The following is a 23802-nucleotide window of genomic DNA, read 5'->3' on the forward strand; positions in this document are numbered from 1 at the left end:
TCGCCCGTTTCTGCGGCTCCCCACCACGTCCCCCCATGCGTACGCTCCTCCCGCTCCTCGCCTTCGTGGCCGCTCCGCTCGCGGCCCAGCCGGTCGGCCCGTCCAACACCGAGGGCCTGTTCCTCCAACTCGCGCTCGACGGCCAGTCCCTCAACTACGACGAGGACGACTTCGACGACACCGACGACGGGGGCGGCGCGGCGCTCCGCGTCGGCTACGGGATCTCGCCCGTCGTCACGTTTTATGTCGGTGCCTCGGGCGCCGAGATCGACGGCCAGACCAACGGGGTCATCAACAACACGTACCGGTTCGGGGCCGGCGAGCTCGGCGCCCGGTTCAACCTCAACCGCGGGAGCGCGCTCCGGCCCTACCTCGATGTCGCGCTCCGCGGCGTGGTCGCCAGCGACGACGCCTCGGACTTGGAGTTCCAGGGCGGCGGGATCGCGTTCGGCGGCGGCGTCGCCTACTTCGTGAGCCCGACGATCGCGTTCGACGCCGCGCTCCGGCTCGGCGGCGGCCAGTTTACCGAGGTCGACCTCGGCCGGATCGCCCTCGACATCGAGGACCGGGACATCGGCTACGGCGAGGGCCGGCTGTCGGTCGGCGTCACGGCGTACCCGTTCCGCTAGCGTAGGGGACCGTCGCCCCGGTCCTCGCCGGCGGCTCCGTGTCGAGGGGCCTCCAGGTCAGCACCGGCGCGGGCGCGGCTGGGAGGTCGACGGTCACCGTCGTGCCGACGCCCTCGGCGCTCTCGACGGCGATCTCGCTACCCATAAGCTCGACGAGCCGACGTGCGATCGTGAGCCCGAGCCCGTTCCCCTCGTACGCCCGTCCGTGGCCGTCGGAGGCTTGGGTAAAGGCCTCGAAGGCGCGGGGCACAAAGGCGGCCGGCATCCCGACACCGGTGTCGGCCACGCGAACCCGGACGCGCCCGGCCGACTCGGCGACCTCGACGGTGACCCGGCCGGCCGGCGTGAACTTGACCGCGTTGTCCAGGACGTGGCCCAGCGCGCGGCCGAGGGCGTCGGCGTCGGCCAGCGCGCGCCCGCTGCCGGCCACGGTGAGCGAGAGCCCGGCCGCGTCGGCGACCGCGCGGAGGCGGTCGGCGGCCTCGCCGGCGGCGGCCCGGGCGTCGAGCGGGGCGGCCTTGACGGCGACGGCCCCGGCCTCGAGCTGGGACAGGTCGAGGACGGCGTTGAGCGTGCTCTGGAGCCGGTCGCCCCCCCGCACGATGGCCTCGGCCCACTCCCGCTGCTCCTCGGGGACCTCCTCGGCGAGCACGCTGGCGAAGCCCAGGATGGCCGTGAGCGGCGTCCGCAGCTCGTGGCTCATGTTGTCGAGGAACGCGCTCTTGAGCCGGAGCATCTCGTCGGCCCGCTGGCGCGCCTCGCGCTCGGCCTCGAACCGGGCCGCGTCGGTGATGTCGGTGACCGTCCCGACCGTCCCGACGACGGTGCCGGCCTCGTCGCGCCGGAGCTCGGTCTGGATCTCGACGTGGCGGACGTCGCCGTCGGCGTGGAGGACCCGGCTCTCGAACCGGACGAACGCGACGTCGCCGGCCACGAGCGGGGCGAACCCGGCGTCGTGGGCGGCGTGGTCGTCGGGGTGGACGAACGAGCGGGCGATCTGCCCGAGCGAGTCGGCCGCGGCGACGCCGGTGATCCGCTCCCAGGCCGGGTTGACGAACGTGATGTGGCCCTCGGCGTCGGTCTCGATGACGGCGTCGCGGACGGCCTCGACGAGCGTCCGGTACTGGGCCTCGCTCTCTTTGAGCGCGCGCTGGGCCTCCTCTCGCGCCGAGACGTCGCGGACGATGGCCGTGAAGAAGCGCCGGCCGCCCTGGGCGTACTCCCCGAACGTGACCGAGAGCGGGAGCTCGGTCCCGTCGCGCCGCCGGCCCGGGAGCTCGACGGCGGCCCAGTCGAGCCGGCGCTCCCCGGAGGCGAGGTAGCGGGCCAGGCCCTCTCGGTGGGCCGCACGGAACCGGTCCGGCAGGATGGCCGAGAGCTCGTTGCCCACCAACTCGTCCGGCGCGTAGCCGAAGACGGCCCGGGCGGCTTCGTTGGCGTAGACGACGGTCCCGGTCTCGTCGATGGTCAGGATGACGTCGGTGGCCGTCTCGGTCAAGAGCCGGAACCGGGCCTCGCTCTCCCTCGCCTCGGCCTCGGCCCGCTTCCGCTCGGTCGCGTCCAGGATGACGCCGCAGAGCTGGGCCGCCCGGCGACCCGGGCCCTCGCCCTCGAACACGGCCTCGACCTTGACCGCGACCCACCGGACCGCGCCCGTGTCGGGGCGGACGACGCGGTGGTCGAAGTTGGCCCGGCCCGTCCCGGCGGGGTCCTTGGCGTGCTCGATGGCCGCCGTCACCCGGTCCCGGTCGTCGGGGTGGACGAGCTCGGCGAACCGGGCGAACGTGAACGGCTCGGCCTCCTGGTAGCCCAGCACCTGGTGGCCGGGCATCGTGAAGGTGGTCCGGCCGCGCTCGACGTCCGACACGAACATCCCGACGCCGGCCGTCTCGGTCACGAGCCGGAACCGGGACTCGCTCTCGCGGAGCGTGGCCTCGGCCCGCTTCCGCTCGGTGATGTCGGTCTCGATGGCCATGAACCCGGTGAGCGTCCCGTCGTCCTCGACGAGCGGGGAGACCTCGATCCGGATCCAGTACGGGGTCCCGTTCTTGTGGACGTTGACGAGCTCGGCCGAGAACGGCTCGCGCGTGCGCATCCGCTCGTGGAGGAACGCGACCGTCTCGGGGTCGGTGTCGGGCCCCTGGAGGACGTGGCCGGGCTTGCGGCCCCGGAGGTCGTCGAGGGTGTAGCCGGTGATCCGGGTGAACCCCTCGTTGACCCACTCGGTGAGCCCGTCGGCGTCGGTCATGACGACGCCGTTCGTGGTCTTGGCGGCGACCAAGGCGAGCCGGTCGTTGAGCGCGCGGGCTTCGGCGAGCTCGCGCTCGGCCCGCTTGACGTCGGTGACGTCGCGGTTGACCGAGAGCAGGACGGGCCGGCCGCCCAGCCGGACGGCCGAGGCACTGACGCGCACGTCGACGGGCGACCCGTCGGCCCGGAGCTGGACCGTGTCGAACCGGGCGGAGCCGCCCTCGGCGACGAGCCGGGAGGCGACGGCCTCGCCCCGGGCCGTCTCGCGCGAGAACGCCTTCGCGCTCATCCCCACCAGGTCGTCGCGGTCTCGGCCGTAGAGCGCGCACGCGGCGGCGTTGGCCCCGAGGACCTCCTCGGTGTCGGGGTCGAGCAGCAGGACGGCGTCGGGCGACCCGTCGAAGAGCGCGTGGTACCGGGACTCGACGCGGTCGCGCCGGTCGAGCTCGGCGCGGAGCGCGATCTCGGTCTCGACGGTCGCCGCCAGCGCCGTCATCGTCTCGACCTCGGCCGGGGTCCACGCGCGCGGCGCGCCGTCGATGGCGCACAGCGCCCCGACCGGGTCCCCCTCGGCCGACCGGACGGGCACGCCGAGGTAGGCCCCAATCCCGAACGACTCGGCGAGGAGCCCGGCGCAGCTCAGGCCCGACCGGCCGGCGTCGGGGACGACGAGCGGCGCGTCGCCCCCGACGACCTCGCGGCAGTACGAGTGCGTGAGGGGCCCCTCGGCGGGGGCCCCCAGCGCGTCCGTGAACCCGCGCTCGGCGACGACGAACTGGCGGTCGGCCTCGACGACGGTGACGAACGCGGCGGGCACGCCCAGGACCGTCCGGACCAGGGCCGCGGCTCGCTCCAGCCCCTCGGCCGGCACGGCGCCGACGAGGTGGGTCCGGTCGACGGCCGCGAGACGACCGGGGTCGGTGAGGCGTGCTGCGTGTGGGTCCACGTGGGGAGGAGGGCGGCCAATCGTGGTCCGAGTATCGACGGGGCCGCCGTCCCCGTTTAGGGGAGCGCCGAAGTTCAAGGTCTCTCGGGCGGGAGGCCCTCTTGACAGGGCTGGTACAGGGAGAGGCTTTCACAGAGGACGCCCCGTCCCAACCGCCAGCCCCGTCGTCCCCACGCCCTGTAGCGCGCCGCATATCCGCGCTCGTCCTCCTGGATTCCCGCCTTCGCGGGACCGCGGAGCGACGGCGCCAGCCAATGACGGGATGAGAGAGGAAAGTCGAACCTCGAAAGCCTCCCCCTTTCAGCCGGGCAGGGGCGCCAGGACGACGCGCCGCACCATCGGGCCGGGCCGGCGCGTTGGGGGCGGCGCATCCGCACGGCCGTCTCTTGCGTAGGGGCCCGGCCGCGCCCGTCCCCCCATGCCCGACTCGACCGCTGCCGCCCCACCGACCGCTGCCGCCCCGCCCCGCTGGCGGCGCGCGCTCGCGTGGCTCTGGACGCACCTCCGCCGGTTCGCCGTCTGGGTGTGGACGCGGCTGAGGGCCGGCGCGGCGCGCGTGTGGGCCGAGGTCCGCGACGGTGAGCGGTCGCGCGGGCGGAGGGCGCTGTGGGCGGCGGGCGGTTTGGCCGGGGCGGGCGCCGTCGCCGCCGTCGCCGGCACGGCCCTGCTGGTGGCCTACGCGCTCGTCTTGTGGCCGTTCACGCCCAGCGTCTCCGACTTGCGGAACGCCCGCGAGGTCCACCCCTCGACCGTCGTCTCGGCCGACGGCGTGACGCTGACGCGGTTCGCCCGCCAGGAGCGCGAGTGGCGGGCGCTGGGCGACATCTCGCCCGCCGTCGTCGAGGCCCTCGTGGCGACCGAGGACCGCCGGTTCTACACCCACGGCGGCGTCGACCTCGTCGGGTGGGGCGCCGTCGTGAAGGACGTCGCGACGGGCGAGGGGATGCGCGGGGCCTCGACGATCACCCAGCAACTCGCGCGGAACCTGTTCCCCGACGACATCGGCAACGACGCCTCGGTCACGCGCAAGCTCCGCGAGGCCATCACGGCGCTCAAGATCGAGCGGGTGTACTCCAAGGACGAGATCTTGGAGCTCTACCTCAACACGGTCCCGTTCCTCTACAACGCGCACGGGATCGAGATGGCCGCCAGAACCTACTTCTCGACGTCGGCCGACGACCTCGACCGGTTGCAGGCGGCGACGCTCGTCGGGATGCTCAAGGGGACGTCGATGTACAACCCGTACCGGCAGCCCGAGCGCGCGAAGGCGCGGCGCAACGTGGTGCTCGGCCAGATGGTCCGGTTCGGCACCCTCGACGAGGCCGAGGCGGCGGGCCTCGTCGACCAGCCGCTCGGGCTCCGGTTCGAGCGCCAGCCGATGCAGACGAGCCGGGCCCCCCATTTCACGGAGCACGTCCGCATCCGGCTCGAGGACTGGGCCGACCGCGCCGGCTACAGCCTGTACGGCGACGGGCTGACGATCCACACGACGTTGGACTGGCGGATGCAGCAGCAAGCGCAGGCCTCGGCGACCCGGTTCGGCGACGCGCTCCAGGCCGTCGCCGACGTCGAGTGGGGCCGGGCCTCCGCCGACCGACTCGGGACCACGACGGCCCCCTACGTCACGGCCTCGCGCCGGACCCGGCCGTTCGACCAGTTCTGGACCCTCCGTCGCGACGCCGCCGACGCCTTCATCAAGGACACCGACCGGTTCCGCAAGACCGTCGCCCTCGGTGAGACGGAGGAGTCGACGCTGGCGCGGCTCCGGGCCGACGCCGCGTTCTTGGACTCGCTGCGGGCCGTCAAGATGCGGCTCGAAGTCGCCATCACGGCCGTCGACCCCGAGACGGGACACGTCAAGGTGTGGGTCGGGAGCCGCGACTTCGGGCGCTCGGCCTACGACCACGTAGCCCGGGCCAAGCGCCAGCCGGGCTCGACGTTCAAGCCGTTCCTCTACGCCCGCGCGCTCGAAGAGGGCTACCGCCCCGACGACCAAGTGCTCGACGCCGACGTCGCCATCGAGATGGCCGACGGCGTCGTCTGGCAACCGACGAACGCCAGCGGCGCCACCTCGGACGAGATGGTCTCGCTCCGCGACGGGCTCGCCCAGTCGAAGAACACCGTCGCCGCCCGACTCGTCGAGGACGTCGGCGCCCGCGACGTGGCCCGAACGGCCCGACGGATGGGGATCACGAGCGACCTCGAGGCCGTCCCGTCGCTCGCGCTCGGCACCAGCGAGGTCTCGCTGCTGGAGCTGGCCGGCGCCTACGCCACGATTGCGGCCGGCGGCACCCGTCGCCCGCCCGTCGTCGTGACCCACATCACGGACCGCGACGGGAACGAGGTCGCCCGGTTCGAGCCCGAGACCGACCGCGCGCTCGACCCCGACGTGGCCGTCGACCTCCTGGACATGATGCGCGGCGTCGTCGACCGGGGGACCGGGACCGAGGTCCGCTCGGCGTTCAACGGACGGGGCGACCTGGCCGGCAAGACCGGCACGACCCAGGACGGCGCCGACGGCTGGTTCCTGCTCATGCGCCCGGACCTGGTGACCGGCGCCTGGGTCGGGTTCGACGACCCCCGCGTCACGTTCCGCTCGTCGTACTGGGGCCAGGGCGGCCACAACGCGCTCCGCGTCGTCGGCGACCTCAACCGGACGTTCCAGCGCGACCGGCTCGTCGACACGGGTCTTGAGTTTCCGAAGCCGGAGCCCGAGCCGCCGGGCGGGCCCAGCCTGTGGAGCCGCGTCGCCGACTGGGCCGGCGGGCTGGCGGACCGCGTGTTCGACCGCGACACGGACCTCCCCGACGACTACGGGCCCCGGACGCCCGGCCGCACCGAGCGGCCTGCGCGCGACGACCGCCGCGACCGCGAGCGCGACCGCCGCGAGGACGTTCTGGCCGAGAACGCCGAGTGGCTCGAAGACGCCTGGGAGCGCGTCCAGGACATCGACGACCCCGAGCTCCGGGCCGCCGCCGCCGACGTGCTCCGCGCGGCGGCCCGCGAGTTGGCCCGGGGCGAGGGCGACCGCGGCTGGGCCGACCGCGTCCGCCGCGCCCAGGACCGGGCCATCGCCGACGCCCGCCGCGAGATCCTGGGCGACCGGTTCGACGACGGCTACGACGACATCGACCGACTGGCCGACGAGATGATCGAGGACATGGACGACGGGCCGTTCGTCAACGAGCCGGTCGAGGGCGACGTCGAGCTAGAGCCGCTGGAGGAGGTCCCGGTCGAGCCCGTGCCGCCGGTGGCGCCGCGCGCGCCAGGCCGCGAGCGAGTCCCCAACGCCGACGGCCGGATCGGGTGGTGACCGGCTGGCGGAGAACTCGTCGGTTGGCTACGAGGACCTGATGGCCTCGCCCACGCCGTCGTAGACCCGCCGGTTGATGCGGCCGGACTCGAAGAGGACGAGGAGCATCCGCTCGGCGTCCGCTCTGGTGAGGAGACGTCGTCGCCGCGCCTTCAGCACCTGGCCGGCGATCCCCGAGATGGGAATCCCGAGCTGTCGCGACACCGTCCTCCCGGCCTCCTCCTCGATCAGCAGCGGGAGGCCGCGGTCGAGCGCGAGTGAGATCGCGTCGCGTTCCCCCCGGTCGAGCCGTTCCACCCCGGGCGCCTCGGCGGGGGGCGCGACGACGTCGACCAGAGATCGGATGCCGTAGTGGTCGAGGTAGGCGTCGGGGCTCTCGAACAGGCCGTGCGCCAGCTCGTCGAGTACCGCTGGCGGGACGAGGACCGAGTCGTAGAGCGTGCGGATGAGCCGGTGGCCGTCGGGGAGCTTCTCCAGCGAGATGAGCGGTCCGGTGTCGCTCACGACGCGCCGCTCGTCGCTCACGCTCCCAGCTCGACGTCGAGGTTGGACTCGCTGTCGACGAGGACCGAATGCCCGTACCGAGGGAGCATCTCCTCGAACGCCCGGCGGGTCAGGCCGACCATCGTCCGGGCTTGGTGGCCCGTGAGCTTCCCCGTGGTGTAGAGGGCCGCCGCGAGCGCTTCCCGGAGAAAGCGCGCGTCCACACCGGCCTCGTCTGGAATCTGGATGGACACGGTCATGCGCCCAACATACGGGCGCTCTCAGCGACGTCCGAGGCGCGAGCGCGTTCCCAACGCCGACGGCCGGATCGGGTGGTGACCAGCCGGCCCGCCCGCCGGGACCCTGCCCGCCACGGGGGAGTTTCGGCGCGGAGACCGGCCCTCCCCGCAGCGACATGGAACCGACGCCCCCCGACACGGACGCCGACGTCCGCCAGGCGGTCCGCGACATCCTCCACGACTGGGTCGACCCGTCGCCGGAGGCGACCGAGCGGTTCCTAGCCGCGGTCCGCCCGAGCTTCACGGGCTACGGGACCGGGCCCGGCGACTACTACGCAAGCCGGGAGGCGCTCCGCGCGATGGTCCTGCGCGAGCACGCCGGCATGTCGCACCCGTTCACGCTCGAGGTACCGTGGACCACGGTCCACCGGCTCCACGAGACGGCCGCCGTGGCCGTCGGCGAGATCGCGGTCACCATTGACCTGGGGAACGAGACGGTCCTCGAGAGGCCCCGGTTCACGTTCGCCCTCGTGCGCCGCGACGGGCGCTGGCTCCTGGTCCACTTCCACTTCTCGGTCCCCGACGTGATGCAGCACGAGGGCGACACGATGGACGACCTGCTCACCGAGCGGACCCGCCAGCTCGAACAGGAGGTGGCCCGGCGGACGGCCGAGCTCCACCAGTCGCTGGCGGACCTCCGCGCCGCCCAGGCCCAGCTGGTCCAGCAGGAGAAGATGGCGTCGCTCGGCGCGCTCACGGCCGGGATCGCCCACGAGATCAAGAACCCGCTCAACTTCGTCACCAACTTCGCGGGGCTCTCCCAGGAGCTCATCGACGAGCTCGACGCCGAGACCGACCCCGACGAGCGGGACGCCCTCTTGGCCGACCTCCGGCTCAACGTCGCCAAGATCGGGCAGCACGGCCGCCGCGCCGACGGGATCGTCCGGTCGATGATGGACCACGCCCGGAGCGGGAGCGGCCAGCGCCGCGCGGTCGACCTCAACGCGCTCGTGCGCGAGTACACGGGCCACGCCGCGCACGCCGCGCGCGTCCTGCACCCGACGGTCGGCGTGGCGCCGAGGCTCGACCTGGGCGCCGAGGTGGGCGAGGTCGAGATGGTGCCCCAGGAGATCGGCCGCGTGCTCGTCAACCTGGTCGGCAACGCGCTCGACGCGGTCCGCCAGCGCCGCCAGGCCGGCGAGCCCGGCTACCTCCCGACCGTCACCGTCGCGACCCGGCGCACCGACGGCGCCGTCGAGGTCCGCGTGGCCGACAACGGGACGGGGATGCCGGCGGCCGTCCGCGACCGGGTGTTCGAGCCGTTCTTCACCACCAAGCCGACCGGCGAGGGCACCGGCCTCGGCCTCTCGCTCTCGCACGACATCGTGGTCCAGGGCCACCGCGGGTCGCTGGCGGTCGAGAGCGCCGAGGGCGAGGGGACCGCGTTCGTCATGACGCTGCCCGCGCCGGCCTGAACGGCGCCGGGGACGCCTCGGCCGAAGCGTCCCCACGAGATCGGCCCCGTAGGGGCGTATCGCGACACGTCCCTACCCGACGAGGAGCTGGTAGCCGGCCACCAACGCCGCGATCACCAGGATGTTGGCAATCGAGATCGGCAGCATGTACTTCCAGCCGAGGTTCATGAGTTGGTTGTACTTGAAACGCGGGAGCGTCCAGCGGATCCAGATAAAGCAGAACGCGATGAACGAGACCTTGACCAGGAAGAACAGGACCTGCAAGATGGTGAGCAGCACGCCCGGGATCGCGCCCGCGTACAGGGCCTCCCACGGCAAGAGGTAGCCGCCCAGGAACAGCGTCGAGATCAGGAGCGACGCGACCCACAGGTTGACGTACTCGGCCAGGAAGAACATCCCGAACTTCATCCCCGAGTACTCCGTGTGGTACCCGCCGACCAACTCCTGCTCGGCCTCGGGCAGGTCGAACGGCGCCCGGTTCGTCTCGGCCAAGGCGCACACGGCGAACACGACGAACCCGACCGGGTTGCGGAACACGTTCCACGCGAAGATGCCGGCGACCGGGTGGTTCTGGTTCTCGACGATCTCGAACAGGCTCAGGCTGCCGGCGTAGAGCACGACCGACAGGGCCGCCGCGCCCATCGCCAACTCGTACGAGATCATCTGGGCGCTCGACCGGAGGCCGCCGAGCAGCGAGTACTTCGAGTTCGACGACCACCCCGCCAGCGTCACGCCGTAGACCGTCACCGACGTCAGCGCGAGCACCACCAGAAGGCCGACGCCGATGTCGGCGATGGCGAGCGCCTCGCCGCCCGGCGTCCGCGCCCACGGGATGAGGGCGCCCGTGCTCATGGCGATGACGACCATCAGGACCGGAGCCAGGCTGTGGATAAACTCGTTGCCCTGGGCCGGCACGATGTTCTCCTTGAACATCAGCTTGAACACGTCGGCGAACGACTGCAAGATGCCGCCCGGCCCGACCCGGTTCGGGCCCGACCGCTCCTGGATGAACGCGGACACCTTCCGCTCGGCGTAGACCAGCAGCGACGCCGTGATCAGGAAGAAGTTGAGCAGGAGGAAGATGACGATCGGCAGATCGAGCACTTCCCAGACGGCGGCGACGGTGTCCATTCGGAGGGTTCAGGGTTCGGAGTTCAGGGTTCGGCGACCTCCACACTCACAGCCGTCATTCCCGCGCACGCGGGAATCCATAGGGGGATGGAGCGTGGCGAGCGGCTCCGCATGGGTCCCCGCGTTCGCGGGGATGACGACTGGGGGTTGATGGGGTGCAAAGACGTGAGAGCGCGGCAGGGCGATGAGCCCGCGTCCACGCCCGTCGGCCTACGCGGTGACCTGGGGCGGCTCGGCGTCGGCGGTCTCGAGTGGGACGCCGAGCGTGGCCATCGCGCCGTGTGTGGCGCCGGCGAACGCGGGGCGTTGGGCGACCTCGGCCATGATCTTGGCTGGCGACGTGTACGAGAGGTCGAGGCCGACGTCCTTGGCGACCTGGGGCAGCACGGCCCAGCCCGGCAGGCAGTCGACTTGGTGGGCCTCGTCGTGCCAGCGGTCGAAGGGCGTCCCGACGCGGGCCTTCCGGCCCATCCCGGTCCCGAGCGCCATCAGGAGCGACCGGTTCATGGCGCGGACCATCTTGGCCGGCCGCAAGAGTTGGGCCCGCCCGTTCTCGTTGACGTAGGTGCCGAGCGTCTCGACCGACATCGTGATCGGGAGCAGGACCGTGGCCGGCGTCGCGGCCGTGGTGTGCGTCGCGTGCAAGACGACGGGCGTGCCCGCGAGGTCGTCGGCCGAGAGCAGGCCGGCGGCGACGGGGTCGTCCTGGAGCACGTAGACCAAGCTCGCGGAGGACGCGGCGGCGCCGAGCATGGCGGGGTCGACGGGCTCCATGCCCAGGCGGAGGCACCCGGCCGTGTTCGGCGCGGGGTCCGACGAGATCAGCCAGCCGTCGCCCTCGGCCTGGCCGCGGCGGTCGATGAAGCGAGGCGCGTCGGCGCCGACGGACGCCGCCAGCTTCATCAGCAGGTGGTTGTCCTCGACCGTCGCGAAGGCGGAGCCGAGGAAGAGCACGTTCGAGCCGGCGTCCCGGAGGAGCTGGCCGGCCTCGCGCGCGGCCACCTCCCACGTGGTCGGCCGGCCGTGGAGGCGGGGGCCCGAGGCGCGGTCCTCGTTGTAGGTCTTGTAGACCAGCCGGGCCACGTCTGGCATCCAGTACTCGTTGACGTCGAGGTTCTCGCGCGGCGTGATCCGCAGGACCTGGTTGTTCCGGGTCCACACGTCGACGTTGATCCCGATGCCGCCGAAGTCGGAGACCGTTGGTGTCTTGTCCATCTCCCAGACCCTAGCCTGGAAGCGGAAGTAGTCCTCGGTGAGCGCGCCGACGGGGCAGATGTCGGCCGTGCACATCGAGTAGGGGTCGTCGAACACCTCGCCCGGCGCCGTCATCGGGTGGTTCTTGTCGCCCCGGTTGATGATGGTGAGCTGGTGCGTCTCGGTGACCTCGGCCGTGAACCGGGTGCACCGCGTGCAGTTGATGCACCGCTCGGCGTCGAGGACCACGTGGGGCCCGAGCTGGACGCGCTTGGGCTTGTGGACCTTCTCGAACTCGAAGCGGCTGCCCTCGGGCCCGTACTTGTAGGCCTGGATCTGCAACGGGCACTGGCCGGCCTGGTCGCAGATCGGGCAGTCGAGCGGGTGGTTCGCCAGCATGATCTCGAGGTTGTCGGCCTGGGCCTCGGCCACCTCGACCGACGAGAGCTGGGTGTGGACCACCATCCCCTCGGTGACGTCGAGCGCGCAGCTCGGCATCAGCTTGGGGAAGTAGTTGATCTTCTGGTCGCCGTTCTCGTCCAGGACCGGCTCCTTCGTCTCGCGGTCGAACAGCGGCGTGCCGGCCTTGACCAGGCACTGGCGGCAGTTGGCCGGGACGCTCAGCGACGGGTGGTAGCAGAAGTGGGGGACCTCGGTTCCCTCGTCGAGGCAGAGCTGGAGCAGCTTCTGCCCCGGCTCGAACTCGTGGGCCTGTCCGTCGATCGTGACCTGCGGCATGGTGGCGTGCGTCGTGCGGGAAGCGTGGGGAGGGCCGCTAGGCGGGGGCGACGCCCGTCGCGGGCGCCGTGTCGTCGGCGAGCTCGGCGCCGAGGGCGGTCAGGACGAGCGTCCGCTTCGGTTCGGTGATGGCGGCGATGGCCTCGGGCGTGTCGCCGCGGTCCTCGGCGTAGTGCCGCTGGTCCTCGACCGACTCGGTCGTGACCTCCAGGACGCCGGCCACGCGGACGCGCTGCCCGGTGGCGTCCTTCGGGAAGGTGAACACGTAGCTCTCGGTCTCGTCGCGCGGCACCTCGATGCGGACCGTCCGGCCGTCGGCGTCGGCGAACGTGAGCCAGCAGCCGGCCTGCTGGCAGACCTCCCGAGCGACGCCCTCGACGACGACCGTCTTGCCGGCGTAGGTCTCGGCGTCGGCGACCAGCTCGTCCGGCGTGAGCGCTGCGCCGTCAGGCACGGTGTCGCCGAAGGCGACGCTGGCCGGCGCCTCGACGCCTGGATCGGCGGCGTCGGCCGTCTCGGCGGGCGCCTCGGGCTCGCCGGCGCAGGCCGCCAGCAACAGGAGGGGGAGGAGAAGGAGTCGGTTCATGGTCGGATACGGGATGCGTGATGCGTGATGGTGCTCGCGGAGAGTCACGCATCACCGATCACGCATCCAGGTTACGGTGTGCCGGTTGGGGTGATGGTCTTGTCGCCGTCGACGCTCTCGGCGCCCAGGTCGGACGTGACGAGCGAGGCCCCGTCGCCGGAGACGTCGGCCCCGGCGAACGCCGTCGGCAGGCACTTGGCCTCGAACTCGTCGCGGAACCGCTTGATGCCCCAGCGGACCGGCCACGCGGCGGCGTCGGCCAAGGCGCAGACGGTCCGGCCCTCCATCTGGTCGCACAGGTCGAGCAGCAGGTCGAGGTCGCGCGTGTAGCCCTCGCCCTCGTCGATCCGGGCCAAGCACTTCTCCATCCAGCCCGTCCCGTCGCGGCACGGCGTGCACTGGCCGCACGACTCGTGGTGGTAAAAGTGGGCGATGCGCCGCGTGAAGCTCACCATGTCGGTGTCCTCATCCAAAAAACACAGGCCGGCCGTGCCCATCGACGAGCCCGCCTCGCGGAGCGTCTCGGCGTCCATCGTGGCCGGCTCGGCCATCTCCCACGTCAATGGCGGCGTGGAAGAGCCGCCCGGGACGACGGCCTTGATCCGCTTGCCCCCGCGCGCGCCGCCGGCCACCTCCAAGAGGTCCGTGATGAGCATCCCCGTCGGGTACTCGTAGACGCCCGGCTTGGTCACGTGGCCTGAGATCCCGTACAGGACCGGCCCGGTGTGCTTCTCGGGCCCGATTCCCGCGAACCATGACGCGCCGCGGTTGACGATGAGCGGGACGTCGGCGAGGGTCTCGACGTTGTTGATCGTCGTCGGCATCCCGAACACGCCGACCTGGGCCGGGAAGGGGGGCTTGATGCGGGGGTAGGCTCGGCGGCCCTCCAGCGAGTTCATCAGCGACGTCTCCTCGCCGCAGATGTAGGCGCCCGCGCCGGTGTGGACGACGAGGTCGGTCGAGAAGTCCGTCCCCAAGATGTTCTGGCCGATGTAGCCCCGGTCGTACGCTTCGTTGACCGCCGTCTGGACGTGGTCGATGTAGTCCTTGTACTCGCCCCGGATGTAGAGGTAGCACGTCTTGATCGTCATCGCGTAGCACGCGAGCACGATCCCCTCGATCATCAGGTGCGGGTTGTACTCGAAGATCTGCCGGTCCTTGAACGTGCCCGGCTCGGACTCGTCGCCGTTGCAGCACAGGTACCGCGGCTTCTCCGGGTCGACGGGCGGCATGAAGCTCCACTTGAGCCCGGTCGAGAACCCGGCACCCCCGCGGCCCCGGAGGCCAGAGGCCTTGACCTCGTTCGTCAGCCCGGTCGGGTCGAACTTGCCGTCCTTGACGACGGCGCGGAGGGCCTGGTAGCCGTCGGCCTCGCGCTCGTAGACGTCGATCTGGTGGAGGTCCTTGATGGGCGGCAGGATGACGCGCTCGTAGCTGCGCCAGTCGCCGGCCTTGGACTGTCCGGTCAAGAGGGTGTCGGTGTCGGCCATTGGAGGGGTTAGCTGCGGACGCGGGCGCGGGCGGTGCTCGTGTCGGAGGAGGCTTGGTCGGCGTCGGCGAGCCGGTCGATCAAAAGGTCGGCCTGGGTGAGGGCGTCGGAGGCGAGGTCGTCGGCGTGGGCGAGGAGCGCCAGCTCGCGGAGGGCCTGGTAGATCCTCCCGTGCTGGGCGGGGACCGCGCCGCCGCGCACGGGGATCAGCCCGGCGGCGACGGCGGCCGAGACCACCAGGAGCAGGACGGCCGACCCGATCACGAATCCCGCGGACGCGATCCCGCCCGAGAGCGCGACGGCGAGCAGGAGCCCGCCGAGCGCCGCCGTGCTCCAGACCGTCCACCGCCGGACGGCGGCACCGCTCGGGCCCGCCGTCGCCGCGAGCTGGGCGTCGATGAACGCGAGGTCGAGGGCTTGGAGCTTCTGCCTCTCGGCGTAGGTCAGGTCGGCCGTTGTGCCCCCGAACGGGTCCTCCGCCTGGACGTCGAGCGTGTCGATCAGGATGCGGTGGACGCGGCGCTCGTCGGCGGTCAGGCCGGAGAGCGGGTCCGCTGCGGACCGCGTCGGCCACGCGGCGGGCTCGAACGGCTTGACGACGCGCGGGGCCGCTAGGCCCCGCGCGCGTCGGCGCAGCTCGCGCGTGGGGGCGGGCGCCGCCGGTTCCGTCTCGGCCACGTCGGCCGGGGGGACGGTGACGCCCGTCCGGGCAAGCGCCTGCGACACCGGCCCGCGCACGTCGAGCCGCAAGGCCGCCTGGCTGGCGGCCTCCCGGATCTGGCGGTCGGCGAGGCGGGACGTGCTCACGGCAGGAGGTCGGCGACGGCGACAGAGGCGTCCGGCGCGTGGACGGGCGACACGACGCCCTCGGCGCCCAGCGTCGTCTTGGTGCCGTACGTCCCGCCGACCGGGTCGCGGTGGACTTCGAGGACGCGCTCGTGAAGGTTGATGATCCAGTATTCGGCGACGCCAGCTTGCGCGTAGAGCCTCGCCATCCGCACCTGGTCTTTCACCAGGCTGGTGTCCGCAACCTCGACGATCAGGAGAATGGCGTCCGGTCCGGGATGGTCGTCGAGATAGGCGCGGGGCCCTCCTCGGACGACGGCTACGTCTGGCTCCGGCTCCGAGCGGTCCGACAGAGCGATCGGTTTCTCCTCTTGGGCGTAGAAATCCGTCCCGAACGCCGTCCGAAGCGCAGCCGCCGTGAGAGAGGTGGCGACGCTATGCGGAGTGTTCTGCGGCATCTTGGGGACGATCTGGCCCTCGATCAGCTCCACCTTGTCGTCGGGACCGAAGACGCCCGCCTCGACGGCCTGGTCGTACCGCTCGCGCGTCCAGTAGAAGCCCGCGACAGGCGCCTCGCCTGCCTCGGGCGTCGAGGCGGGCGCAGTGGAACGGCGGGGGGCGACGGCGGGCACGCTAGTGGATCGTCTTGGAGACGGGCGGCGTCTGGTACGTCTCGACGGCCTCGGCGTCGGTCCGGCGGTTGCCGCCGAGCTCGGCTTGGTCCTGGGGGAGCGTGACCGACTCGAACGGCAGCTCCTTTCCTGCGCGGAGCGCGTCGAGCATCGCGTCGATCTTGTCGCGCGTCAGGTTGTGGACGTAGGGGCCGTTCGTGACCTGGAGCATCGGGGCCGAGCCGCACGCGCCCAAGCACTCGGCCTCCTGGACCGTGAACAGGCCGTCCGCCGTCGTCCCGCCCTTCGGCACGCCGAGGGTCTCTTTGAGGTAGTGGAGCATGTCGTAGCCGCCGCAGACCTGGCACGAGAAGCACGTGCAGACGTCGAACACGAACCGGCCCTTCTCCTCCTTGAAGTACTGCGTGTAGAACGTGGCCACGCCGTAGACCTTCGCGTACGGGACGCCGAGCGTGTCGGCGACCAGGCGGATGACCTCGGGCGGGAGCCAGCCGTACTTCTCTTGGGCCAGCCACAGCGTCTTCATCACCGCGCCGTCGGGCGTCGGGTACTGGCTGCGGAAGACGTCGATCTGGGCCGTCTCGTCAGCCGTCCACACGAGGTCGGCGTCGGCGACGTGGCGCTCGGGCTTTTCTCCGGGCACGTACTGCGGCGACGGCGAGACGAAGGGGCCGGGGGTGTCGGGGGTCAGCATTGCTGGTTCAGGGTTCGGGGTTCAGGGTTCGCTCGGGTGGGGGTCCTTGCGAACCCTGACCGCGCAGCGAAGGCGCAGCCAACCTCTGAACCCTGAACCACTATTTGTCGGAGTCGCCGATGACGGGGTCGACGGAGCCGATGAGGACGACGGTGTCGGCCACCATGGCGCCCTCCATCATCGTCTCCAGGCCCTGGAGGTTCTTGAACGAGCCCGTCACGATCTTGGCGCGCCACGGGCTGCCGGTCCCGTCCGAAACGAGGTGGAAGCCGAGCTCGCCCTTGGGGCTCTCGATGGCGTGGTAGCACTCGGCGCCCTTGGGCGGGGCGACGCCGGTGTCCGTCATCATGAAGTCGTGGATCATGCCCTCCATCGAGTAATAGACCTCGTCCTTCGAGGCGTAGGCCGCCTTCGCGTTGTCGACGCGGATCGGGCCCTTGGGCAGCCGCGCCAGGCACTGGCGGATGATCCGGACGGACTGCTCCATCTCCTCGACGCGGACGAAGTAGCGGGCGAGCGAGTCGCCCTCGGTCCGCATCGGGATGTCGAAGTCGACCTGGTCGTAGACGAGGTAGGGCTCGAAGATCCGGATGTCGTGGGGCACACCGCTCGCGCGGAGCGTCGGGCCGGTGTAGCCCTCGGCCAGCACGTCCTCGCGGCTGAGCACGCCGACGCCCTCGTTCCGGTCGATCCAGATCCGGTTGCGGTTGAGGAGCTTTTTCCAGTCGGCGATCTGCTGCTCGAACTCGTCGCAGAAGCTGTCGATCATGACGAGCGCCGTGTCCGAGAAGTCGAACGCCAACCCGCCGATCCGGCTGTGCGAGACGGTGAAGCGGGCGCCGGCCACCTCGTCGAAGATGGAGTAGATCTCCTCGCGGTACTTGAACGTCCACAGGAAGACGGAGAGCGCGCCGGCGTCCATCACCATCGTCCCGGCCCAGAGCAGGTGCGACGAGATCCGCGCCAGCTCGCACCCGATGGTCCGGAGCCACGTCGCCCGTGGGGGCGCCTCGATGCCGGCCAGCTTCTCGACCGCGAGGCACCACGCCACGTTGTTCGAGTAGGGACTCATGTAGTCCATGCGGTCCGTGTAGGGCATGAACTCCTGGTAGGTCTTGACCTCGGCCAGCTTCTCGATGCCCCGGTGGAGGTAGCCGATGTCGAGCAGGCACTTCTCGATGGTCTCGCCGTCGAGCTGGCACACGACCCGGAGCGCGCCGTGCGTGGCCGGGTGCTGGGGCCCGAGGTTCAGGACCATCCGGCTCTCGAGCGGGTCCTCGGCGATCATCGGGACCGTCGACGTGTCGGCCCCATCGCCGATGGCGAGGTCGGTGCCCGCCGCCGCGGCGGCCCGGGCGTCGTCGACGGCGGCGCGCTCGGCGGCCTGCTCGATCTCGACCTGGGTGTGGCGGTCCGCCAGCGCCCGGTAGAGCGCGGCGTTGTGGCGCGGCCAGAAGGTGAACAGGTCCTCGGACGTGCCCGGGGCCGCGGCGTGGGCGTTGGGCGTGTTCTGGTCGGTGGTCGCCATGAGGTCGGGATCGGTGCCGCGTTTCTTGGGGAGCGGCGGGAGTCCCGGATGCGTGATGCGTGACTCCCCTTAGGTAGATCACGCATCACGCATCCGTTCTAATCGGAATCGGAGGCGAGATCTTTGGGGATCTGGCCGTGGGCGCGGGGGAACGGGTCGGCCTGGAGGTCGCCGTCGGGGTGGTTGGCCGGGAGCGGGAGCGAGCCCGGGATGCCGAGCGTCGGGAATTCCTTCCGGAGCGGGTGGTACTCGAAGTCCTCCGGCATGTAGATCCGGCGGTGGTCGCCGAGCCCCTCGAACCGGATCCCCATCATGTCCCACGCCTCGCGCTCGTGCCAGTTGGCGCCGGGGTGGATGTGGGTGATGGTCGGCACGGTCGGGTCGTCCTCGCCGACGCGGACCTTGAGGCGGATCCGCTTTTTGGCCTCGAGCGCGCACAGGTTGTAGAACACCTCGAACCGGTCGTCTTCGGTGAACCGGTCGATGGTCCCGATGTCGGTGAGGTAGTCGAACCCGACCTCGTCGAACAGGAACTGGACCACGTCCGCCAGCCGGGCCGTCTCGACCACGACCGTCGTCTCGCCCGCGTAGCCGACCACGTCCAGGAGGGCGTCGCCGAACTCGTCCTGAAGGGCGGCGATCACCTTGGGGACGACCCAGGTCGCCTTGGCGTGGGGGTTCTCGGTCTGCAACCGCTCCATCTCGCCGGCGAGCGCCGTGCGCGGCGTGAAGTGGAACTTCAGCGTCTGGACCTGTTCCCCGGGGTCGACGAACGGCGCGTCGTCGGGCCCGCCGACGAGCACGTCGGCGATGGGCGCCAGGGTCACCGGGGCGGGCGGCGTGGGCTCGGGCGTGTCGCGGTCGGGAGCGTCCATGGGTGGCGTGGTGCGCGTCGCGTACTGGCGCTGCGTTCGGGACGCGACGCGCACCACGCGACAGGGATCAGGCGGCGATGGGCTGGCCGGCCGCGTCGAGCATCCGGCCCTCGACGAGCTGGTTCGGGGCGTCCTTGAACCGGACGTCCTTGGCGACGGACTCGGTCACGCGGATCTTCTCCTGGATGTCCATCAGCGCGTGGATGATGGCCTCGGGGCGCGGCGGGCACCCGGGGATGTAGACGTCGACCGGCAGGAAGTTGTCGACGCCCTGGACGACGCCGTAGCACCGGTGCATCCCGCCCGTCGAGGCGCAGGCGCCCTGGGCGATGCACCACTTGGGCTCGGCCATCTGGTCCCAGATCCGGCGGACCGTGTGGGCCATCTTGTGCGAGCACCACCCGGCCACGATCATCAGGTCGGCCTGGCGCGGGCTGAACCGCATGGCCTCCGACCCGAACCGGGCCACGTCGTACTTCGGCCCGGCGAACCCCATCATCTCGATGGCGCAGCACGCCAGCCCCATCGGCATGGGCATGAGGGAGTTGGACCGGGCCCAGTTGACGACCGAGTCGACGGTCGTGGTCAAGAATCCGCCTTCTTCGCTGAACATGGGGGTGGGGGTCGTGCGCGGAGTCAACGGGGCGGAGTCGGCGGTGTTCGCCGCACGTCCCGTTTTCAAGTCAAACTGAAAGGGGAACCAGTGATGGGTAGAGGGGACGGGGGGATGGGCCTGTGGACCGGGCGCTCATCACCCTTTACCCACGACCCTTCACTCTCGTTAGTCCCAGTCGAGGCCGCCCTTCTTGACGTCATAGACGAGCCCGATGACCAGGATCGCGATGAACACGCCGATCACGCTGAGCGAGGCGAGCGCGGCCCCGCCGCCGGCTTCCAGGAACGTCCGGAACGAGACGGCCCACGGGTAGAGGAACACCAACTCGACGTCGAACACGATGAAGATCATCGCGACGAGGTAGAACTTGACCGAGTACCGGTCGCGCGCCGAGCCCACCGGGTCCTGGCCCGACTCGTACGGGCTCTCCTTGGTCGCGTTCGGCTGGTGCGGCCCGATCCACTCGGCGATCTTGAGCAGGCTCAGCGCCAGCCCGAGCGCGAGCAGGACCATTAGGAAGAGGGGCAGGAACTCGACGATCATCGGCGGGCGAGCGGAAGGGGCTGGGAAGCTACCACCAGCCCCAGCGGGCGCGCCTCTGGGGACTCGCCCGGGCCGTGGACATCGCGGGAAGGCCACGCGGGCCTCAATGAGGCAAGCGGGTCCAGTTCAGGACCATCGCAACCTCGTTGGGTTCTATCGCAGAGCATCCTACGAGGTCCCCTCTCCCCGTGGGAGAGGGACAGGGTGAGGGCCGGACGAGCGTTAACGCACGGCCCCCGCCCCCCTCTCCCCCGTAGGGTGGAGAGGGGGCATCTTCTCTTGAGGTTGGCGATCGCCCTAGGGCCTGGCTGGGTCGCCGGCCGGGCCTACGTGCCGCGCGGTATGTTCCGGCGGCATCACACTGGAAACGAATGGGATCCTCCGAGGGGGCATCCGACCCGGCCTCGCCGTCCGAGCGGCGAGCGGGTGCGGCTCCACGCCGGGACCCCTACGGGCTCCGGGGGACGACCGTCGCCCACTACGCCGTCGAGGACGTCATCGGCGGGGGTGGGATGGGCGTCGTGTACCGCGCCCAGGACACGCGCCTGCGGCGGACGGTCGCGCTCAAGTTCCTCCCGCCCGCCGTCACGGCCGACCCCGCGACCGAGAGGCGGTTCGTGGCCGAGGCCCGGGCCGCCTCGGCGCTGGACCACCCCCACATCTGCACGGTCCACGAGATCGGCGAGACCGACGACGGCCGTCCGTTTATCGCGATGGCCTACGTGCCCGGCGTGTCGCTCCGGTCGCGCCTGAGCGACGGCCCGCTGTCGACCGATGAAGCCATCGGCCTCGCCGCCCAGGTCGCGCGCGGGCTGGCGTGCGCGCACCGGGCCGGCATCGTCCACCGCGACGTCAAGCCGGCCAACGTGATGGTCACGCCCGAGGGGCAGGCCAAGCTGGTCGACTTCGGCGTGGCCAAGGCCGCCGACGTGCTCCTGACCCAGGCCGGCACGACGCTGGGCACCGTCGCCTACATGAGCCCCGAGCAGACGCGCGGCGAGCCCGTCGACGCCCGGGCCGACCAGTGGGCGCTGGGCGTGGTCCTCTACGAGATGCTGAGCGGCCGACGGCCGTTCCGGGGTGCCTACGACCAGGCCGTCGTCTACTCGATCCTGCACGAGGACCCGGCGCCGCTGGCGGACGACGTGCCGGCCGGGCTCGCGGCCGTCGTCGAGCGGTGCCTGGAGAAGGACCCGGCCGACCGCTACTCCGACACCGACGCGCTCGCGGACGCGCTTGATGCGTTCCGCCAGAGCACAGCGGCCCCGCTGGCGGCGGGACTCGATGCCGAGGCGCCGGCTCGGCCTCAGCGGCAGACCGGCTTCCCGTCGTTCGGCGAGATTAGAGAGCGGAAGCTCGTCCAGTGGGGCGTGGCCTACCTCGCCGGGGCGTGGGTCGTGCTCCAGGTCGTCATCGCGCTCGGCGGCGTCTACGGGTGGCCCGGCCCGCTCTTGCGCGCGGTGCCGGTCGTCCTGGCCGTCGGGCTCGTCGGCGCGCTCGTCGTCGCGTGGTACCACGGCGAGCAGGGGCGGCAGCGCGCGAGCGGCGTCGAGGCGGGGATCTTGGCGGCGCTCTTGGGGGTGGCCGGCCTCGGGGTCGCCGTCGTCGGGCCGGGCACGGGTGCTGCCGAGCGGGGCGTCGCGCTCGCGTCTGGGATCCAGCAGGTGGCCGTGCTCCCGTTCACGAATGTCGGCGGCGACGCCGAGAACCAGGCGTTCATCGACGGGCTCGTCTACACCATCGGCGCGTCGCTGACCGAGATGGAGGAGTTCTCGGACCGTTTGTCGGTCCTGCCCACCGACGACGCCCGCGCCTCGGAGGACGCCTCGGCCCGGGAGTCCGCCGAGCGCCTGGGGGCCGACCTGGTGGTAAGCGGGAGCGTCCAGCGCGCCGACGACCGCGTCCGCCTGACGATGGAGGTCTACGACGCGGCGACGGACCGGCGCCTGGGCAGCCGCGTCTTGGACAAGACCACGACGGACCTGCTGGCGCTCCAGGACAGCGTCGCGCTCGTGCTCGCGAGCCTGCTCGACGTGGAACTGACCGAGGCCGCCCGCATGGTGCTCGCGGCCGGCGGCACCGACAGCCCCCAAGCGTTCGACCTCTACACGCGGGCCCGGGGGACGCTGCTGAACTACGAGACCGAGGCGACCATCGACCGGGCCATCGCGCTGTTCGAGCGGGCCCTCGACGCCGACGACCGCTACGCGCTCGCGTGGGCCGGGCTCGGCGAGGCGTTCTGGCGCAAGTACGAGGCCAGCAACGACCCGCAGTGGGTCGACCGCGCGGCCGACGCCGGCGAGCGGGCCGTCGAGCTGAATCCCGACCTCTCGCCGGTCCGCGTGACGCTGGGCATGATCTACAAGGGGACGGGCCGCTACGCCGACGCCGAGCGCGAGCTCCGCCGGGCCCTGGCCCTCGACGACACCGACGCGCTCGCCCACCAGCAGCTCGGGGCCACGCTGTACTTCCTCGGCCGGATCGGCGAGGCCGAGGGCGAGTACCGCCGGGCCATCGCGCTCAAGCCGGGGTATTGGGGGTTCTACAACACCCTGGGCAATGTGTATCTCTACGAGAGGCGGTTCGAGGAGGCCATCGCCCAGTACCGCCGGGTCGTCGCGCTGAAGCCGGACAACCCGTGGGGGTACACCAACATCGGCGACGCATACCGGAATCTCGGGCGGCTCGACTCGGCAGCCGTCTGGTACCGCCGGGGCGTCGAGGCCAACCCGTCGGCGGCGGGCCCGACGGCCGACGCCTACACGGGCCTGGGGAGGGTCGAGTTTGACCGACGAGACTATGGGAACGCAGTCCGGTCGTTTCGGCGGGCGGTGGCGCTTGATAGTGCCGAGTCTGACCGGTGGTACCTCCTTGGCAACGCCCATCACTTCGCCGGTCAGCAGGTCGAGGCTGAGCGGGCCTGGCGGCGCATGGTCGCCCTCGACGCCCAAGCAGTGGAGGTCAACCCAAGCGACGAGAACGGCTTGATCGGGCTGGCCCACGGGTACGCCTGGACCGACCGACCGGAGCAGGCGCGAAACGCGCTGCGCCGTCTGGAGGCGCTCCCCCAGAAGCGGCCGTACACACACCTCATCATGGCCCAGGCCTACGAGCGGCTCGGGGATCGAGCCTCTGCCCTAGCTTCCCTCGGCGAAGGTCTGGCACAGGGCCTCAACCCGGACGAGATCGACCGGTCCCCGTGGCTCGGCGAGTTGAGGGCCGACCCCCAAGCCGCCCGCCTGCCCCGGACCCCCGGCGGGTCCTGACGGGACCGCCGGAGCGGTCGCGACGTCCGTGCTCCAACCCCCATCCCCTCTCCCATGAGCTCCATCACGGTCACCATCGCCAGCGACGGCACGACGACGCCCTCTGACATCCAGGCCAGCCCTGGCGACACGGTCTCCTTCCACGCGGACGGCGCCGACGCCGTGCTCTGCCTCCACCCGGAAGCGTTCTTCGGGGGCTCGCGCTACGAGATTTCCAATGGCGAGACGGTCGACCTGACCGTCCAGCCAGACGCATCTGGTCGGTTCGATTTTATCGTTGTGGTCGGTGACCTGACGGCCTCCTGCAGAGACGGCAGTCGGGACAAGCACATGGGCGGCAGCGGGGGCGTCGGGTAGGAGGGGCCTCGCATCACCTGGCGGTCTTGACG

19 protein-coding genes are annotated in these 23802 nt (G+C 71.5%); 5 read left to right on the forward strand and 14 right to left on the reverse strand.

The features are described from left to right. Nucleotides 1-35: 35 nt before the first annotated feature. On the forward strand, nucleotides 36-629 hold the full coding sequence (locus ACOOHE_RS02930; protein WP_420456308.1) for an outer membrane beta-barrel protein: 594 nt from the start codon (nucleotides 36-38) through the stop codon (nucleotides 627-629). On the opposite strand, the gene ACOOHE_RS02935 is transcribed toward ACOOHE_RS02930, so the two are convergent. After that, on the reverse strand, nucleotides 607-3825 hold the full coding sequence (locus tag ACOOHE_RS02935; protein ID WP_420456309.1) for a PAS domain S-box protein: 3219 nt from the start codon (nucleotides 3823-3825) through the stop codon (nucleotides 607-609). The genes ACOOHE_RS02930 and ACOOHE_RS02935 overlap by 23 nt on opposite strands. Before the next feature lie 418 nt (nucleotides 3826-4243). Here ACOOHE_RS02935 and ACOOHE_RS02940 point away from each other — a divergent pair, with 418 nt between their 5' ends. After that, entirely contained in the window at nucleotides 4244-7138 is a 2895-nt protein-coding gene (locus tag ACOOHE_RS02940; RefSeq protein ID WP_420456310.1) for a penicillin-binding protein 1A, read from the forward strand. A 27-nt stretch (nucleotides 7139-7165) separates the two neighbouring features. Here ACOOHE_RS02940 and ACOOHE_RS02945 read toward each other — a convergent pair whose 3' ends face one another. Then, entirely contained in the window at nucleotides 7166-7663 is a 498-nt protein-coding gene (locus tag ACOOHE_RS02945) for a hypothetical protein (protein ID WP_420456311.1), read from the reverse strand. After that, entirely contained in the window at nucleotides 7660-7881 is a 222-nt protein-coding gene (locus tag ACOOHE_RS02950) for a UPF0175 family protein (RefSeq protein ID WP_420456312.1), read from the reverse strand. The genes ACOOHE_RS02945 and ACOOHE_RS02950 overlap by 4 nt, the downstream gene beginning before the upstream one ends. A gap of 155 nt (nucleotides 7882-8036) precedes the next feature. Between ACOOHE_RS02950 and ACOOHE_RS02955 the strand changes: the two genes are divergently transcribed. Next, nucleotides 8037-9335, forward strand: a complete 1299-nt coding sequence (locus tag ACOOHE_RS02955) for an ATP-binding protein (protein ID WP_420456313.1) — start codon at nucleotides 8037-8039, stop codon at nucleotides 9333-9335. Between the two features lie 72 nt (nucleotides 9336-9407). On the opposite strand, the gene nuoH is transcribed toward ACOOHE_RS02955, so the two are convergent. From nuoH to ACOOHE_RS03010, 11 genes are all read right to left on the reverse strand, one after another. Then, nucleotides 9408-10466, reverse strand: coding sequence for an NADH-quinone oxidoreductase subunit NuoH (gene nuoH / locus ACOOHE_RS02960; protein ID WP_420456314.1), 1059 nt, complete (start codon nucleotides 10464-10466; stop codon nucleotides 9408-9410). Between the two features lie 210 nt (nucleotides 10467-10676). Continuing rightward, nucleotides 10677-12398: a 2Fe-2S iron-sulfur cluster-binding protein gene (locus tag ACOOHE_RS02965; protein WP_420456315.1), complete on the reverse strand. Its 1722-nt coding sequence runs from the start codon at nucleotides 12396-12398 to the stop codon at nucleotides 10677-10679. Between the two features lie 37 nt (nucleotides 12399-12435). Beyond that, nucleotides 12436-12984 (reverse strand): DUF4920 domain-containing protein, encoded by a 549-nt coding sequence (locus ACOOHE_RS02970; RefSeq protein WP_420456316.1) that lies wholly within the window; start codon nucleotides 12982-12984, stop codon nucleotides 12436-12438. A 71-nt stretch (nucleotides 12985-13055) separates the two neighbouring features. Then, nucleotides 13056-14474: an NADH-quinone oxidoreductase subunit NuoF gene (gene nuoF / locus ACOOHE_RS02975; RefSeq protein WP_420456317.1), complete on the reverse strand. Its 1419-nt coding sequence runs from the start codon at nucleotides 14472-14474 to the stop codon at nucleotides 13056-13058. 8 nt (nucleotides 14475-14482) lie between these two features. Continuing rightward, nucleotides 14483-15280, reverse strand: coding sequence for a hypothetical protein (locus ACOOHE_RS02980; protein ID WP_420456318.1), 798 nt, complete (start codon nucleotides 15278-15280; stop codon nucleotides 14483-14485). Next, nucleotides 15277-15891 (reverse strand): Uma2 family endonuclease, encoded by a 615-nt coding sequence (locus tag ACOOHE_RS02985; RefSeq protein WP_420456319.1) that lies wholly within the window; start codon nucleotides 15889-15891, stop codon nucleotides 15277-15279. The genes ACOOHE_RS02980 and ACOOHE_RS02985 overlap by 4 nt, the downstream gene beginning before the upstream one ends. A 1-nt stretch (nucleotide 15892) precedes the next feature. After that, nucleotides 15893-16585, reverse strand: coding sequence for an NADH-quinone oxidoreductase subunit NuoE (gene nuoE, locus ACOOHE_RS02990; protein ID WP_420456320.1), 693 nt, complete (start codon nucleotides 16583-16585; stop codon nucleotides 15893-15895). 100 nt (nucleotides 16586-16685) lie between these two features. Continuing rightward, on the reverse strand, nucleotides 16686-18113 hold the full coding sequence (nuoD, locus tag ACOOHE_RS02995) for an NADH dehydrogenase (quinone) subunit D (protein ID WP_420456321.1): 1428 nt from the start codon (nucleotides 18111-18113) through the stop codon (nucleotides 16686-16688). A 98-nt stretch (nucleotides 18114-18211) separates the two neighbouring features. Beyond that, nucleotides 18212-18988 (reverse strand): NADH-quinone oxidoreductase subunit C, encoded by a 777-nt coding sequence (locus ACOOHE_RS03000; protein WP_420456322.1) that lies wholly within the window; start codon nucleotides 18986-18988, stop codon nucleotides 18212-18214. A 67-nt stretch (nucleotides 18989-19055) separates the two neighbouring features. Next, nucleotides 19056-19601: an NADH-quinone oxidoreductase subunit B gene (locus tag ACOOHE_RS03005; RefSeq protein WP_420456323.1), complete on the reverse strand. Its 546-nt coding sequence runs from the start codon at nucleotides 19599-19601 to the stop codon at nucleotides 19056-19058. 168 nt (nucleotides 19602-19769) lie between these two features. Further along, complete coding sequence (locus tag ACOOHE_RS03010) at nucleotides 19770-20147, reverse strand: NADH-quinone oxidoreductase subunit A (protein WP_420456324.1); 378 nt, start codon at nucleotides 20145-20147, stop codon at nucleotides 19770-19772. Nucleotides 20148-20518: 371 nt separating this feature from the next. Here ACOOHE_RS03010 and ACOOHE_RS03015 point away from each other — a divergent pair, with 371 nt between their 5' ends. Then, the gene (locus tag ACOOHE_RS03015; RefSeq protein WP_420456325.1) at nucleotides 20519-23413 is read left to right on the forward strand and encodes a protein kinase domain-containing protein; all 2895 of its coding nucleotides are present in this window, start codon (nucleotides 20519-20521) and stop codon (nucleotides 23411-23413) included. A gap of 54 nt (nucleotides 23414-23467) precedes the next feature. Then, on the forward strand, nucleotides 23468-23770 hold the full coding sequence (locus tag ACOOHE_RS03020) for a hypothetical protein (RefSeq protein WP_420456326.1): 303 nt from the start codon (nucleotides 23468-23470) through the stop codon (nucleotides 23768-23770). The last annotated feature ends 32 nt before the right edge of the window (nucleotides 23771-23802 follow it).

It is taken from the genome of Rubrivirga sp., assembly GCF_965213695.1.
Classification (GTDB): Bacteria; Bacteroidota; Rhodothermia; order Rhodothermales; family Rubricoccaceae; genus Rubrivirga.

What these genes read in the sequence shown, in the direction of transcription:
- ACOOHE_RS02930 (WP_420456308.1), top strand. Translation starts at nt 36, where the DNA reads ATGCGTACGCTCCTCCCGCTCCTCGCCTTCGTGGCCGCTCCGCTCGCG.
- ACOOHE_RS02940 (WP_420456310.1), top strand. Translation starts at nt 4,244, where the DNA reads ATGCCCGACTCGACCGCTGCCGCCCCACCGACCGCTGCCGCCCCGCCC.
- ACOOHE_RS02950 (WP_420456312.1), bottom strand. Translation starts at nt 7,881, where the DNA reads ATGACCGTGTCCATCCAGATTCCAGACGAGGCCGGTGTGGACGCGCGC.
- ACOOHE_RS02955 (WP_420456313.1), top strand. Translation starts at nt 8,037, where the DNA reads ATGGAACCGACGCCCCCCGACACGGACGCCGACGTCCGCCAGGCGGTC.
- nuoH (WP_420456314.1), bottom strand. Translation starts at nt 10,466, where the DNA reads ATGGACACCGTCGCCGCCGTCTGGGAAGTGCTCGATCTGCCGATCGTC.
- ACOOHE_RS02965 (WP_420456315.1), bottom strand. Translation starts at nt 12,398, where the DNA reads ATGCCGCAGGTCACGATCGACGGACAGGCCCACGAGTTCGAGCCGGGG.
- ACOOHE_RS02970 (WP_420456316.1), bottom strand. Translation starts at nt 12,984, where the DNA reads ATGAACCGACTCCTTCTCCTCCCCCTCCTGTTGCTGGCGGCCTGCGCC.
- nuoF (WP_420456317.1), bottom strand. Translation starts at nt 14,474, where the DNA reads ATGGCCGACACCGACACCCTCTTGACCGGACAGTCCAAGGCCGGCGAC.
- nuoE (WP_420456320.1), bottom strand. Translation starts at nt 16,585, where the DNA reads ATGCTGACCCCCGACACCCCCGGCCCCTTCGTCTCGCCGTCGCCGCAG.
- nuoD (WP_420456321.1), bottom strand. Translation starts at nt 18,113, where the DNA reads ATGGCGACCACCGACCAGAACACGCCCAACGCCCACGCCGCGGCCCCG.
- ACOOHE_RS03000 (WP_420456322.1), bottom strand. Translation starts at nt 18,988, where the DNA reads ATGGACGCTCCCGACCGCGACACGCCCGAGCCCACGCCGCCCGCCCCG.
- ACOOHE_RS03005 (WP_420456323.1), bottom strand. Translation starts at nt 19,601, where the DNA reads ATGTTCAGCGAAGAAGGCGGATTCTTGACCACGACCGTCGACTCGGTC.
- ACOOHE_RS03010 (WP_420456324.1), bottom strand. Translation starts at nt 20,147, where the DNA reads ATGATCGTCGAGTTCCTGCCCCTCTTCCTAATGGTCCTGCTCGCGCTC.
- ACOOHE_RS03015 (WP_420456325.1), top strand. Translation starts at nt 20,519, where the DNA reads ATGGGATCCTCCGAGGGGGCATCCGACCCGGCCTCGCCGTCCGAGCGG.
- ACOOHE_RS03020 (WP_420456326.1), top strand. Translation starts at nt 23,468, where the DNA reads ATGAGCTCCATCACGGTCACCATCGCCAGCGACGGCACGACGACGCCC.